Annotated in this window: 1 protein-coding gene; it reads left to right on the plus strand. The window is 73.3% G+C overall.

Going from position 1 to position 1,237, the window contains the following annotated elements:
* The first annotated feature begins 105 nt into the window (after positions 1-105).
* Entirely contained in the window at positions 106-1,029 is a 924-nt protein-coding gene (locus tag FV228_RS30205; RefSeq protein ID WP_147857786.1) for a lytic transglycosylase domain-containing protein, read from the plus strand.
* Positions 1,030-1,237 lie beyond the last annotated feature (208 nt).

A 1,237-nucleotide genomic window follows, 5' to 3' on the forward strand; every position in this document is an offset into this window, starting at 1 on the left:
CTCGCGGTTCGCCGCGCTCGCGGTGCGGGCCGGCGATGCCCAGCGCGTCATCACTCCCCAACCGTACGGATTGATCCGCCCGTGCGCCCCGCTACAAGCGGTTGCGTGATCGCCCCCCGCCTGCGCCTCCTCGCCCTCCTCCCGCTGCTCTGCGCCGGCCCGGCCGCGGCGGCCCCGTCCGAGGGGGCGACCGAGACCGTCGAGCAGGCTTTGTGCCGCCTCATCGACGATTCCGCCAAGGCGCGCGGGCTGCCGGTGCCGTTCCTGACCCGGCTGATCTGGCGCGAGAGCAGCTTTCGCGTCGGCGTGGTGAGTTCGGCCGGCGCGCAGGGCGTCGCGCAGTTCATGCCCGGCACCGCCCGGGAGCGCGGCCTGCTCGACCCGTTCGATCCCGAGCAGGCGATCCCGCACGCCGCCCACCTGCTGGCCGACCTGAAGACGCAGTTCGGCAACCTCGGGCTCGCGGCGGCGGCCTATAACGGCGGTGCCGGCCGGGTCAGCAAGTGGCTGTCCGGCGAGGGCGGCCTGCCCGCCGAGACCCGGGCCTACGTCGCCGCCATCACGGGAATGCCCGCCGAGGATTGGCGCGGCGGCACCGCCGGGACGATCACGTATCCCGAGGGCGGCGCGCCGGAGGCCAAGGCCAAAGAGACCAAGCCTGACTCCAAAGCCGAGACCAAACTCGAGGCGCCGGTCACCTGCCTGCAGGTCACGGCCAGCCTGCGCATCCCGTCGCGCGGCGACCGCTTCGCGCTGGGGCCGAACGAGGGGCCGGCGGCGCCCTGGGGCATCCAGCTCGCCGGCAACTTCTCCAAGGCGCTGGCCCTGCAGAGCTTCAACCGCGCGCGCAGCGCCTATGCCGGGGTGATCGGCGAGGCCCGGCCGATGATCATCGGTACCCGCCTGCGCAACCGCGGCACCCGGGCGTTCTACCGGATCCGCCTCCCCGCCCAGAGCCGCCAGGCCGCCGACGACCTGTGCGGCCGCATCCGCAAGGTCGGGGGCGCCTGCATCGTGCTGCGGACCTGATTTTTTAACCGCTGCCCCGCTCGCGTCATCAATCCGCCCCGAGCGGAGCCCTGAATGGGCCAATCAGGGCAACCGGACGGGATATGACACGGCTCCTCATCGCGCTTGCCAGCCTCCTCGGCCTCGGCCTCGCGGCGTACGCTTTCACCGCCGCCTCGCCGCTGACCCTGTTCGACGCGATCGGCCCGCGCGACGCCGGCGGCCGCCT

The organism is Methylobacterium sp. WL18, from assembly GCF_008040015.1.
Taxonomy (GTDB): Bacteria; Pseudomonadota; Alphaproteobacteria; order Rhizobiales; family Beijerinckiaceae; genus Methylobacterium; species Methylobacterium mesophilicum.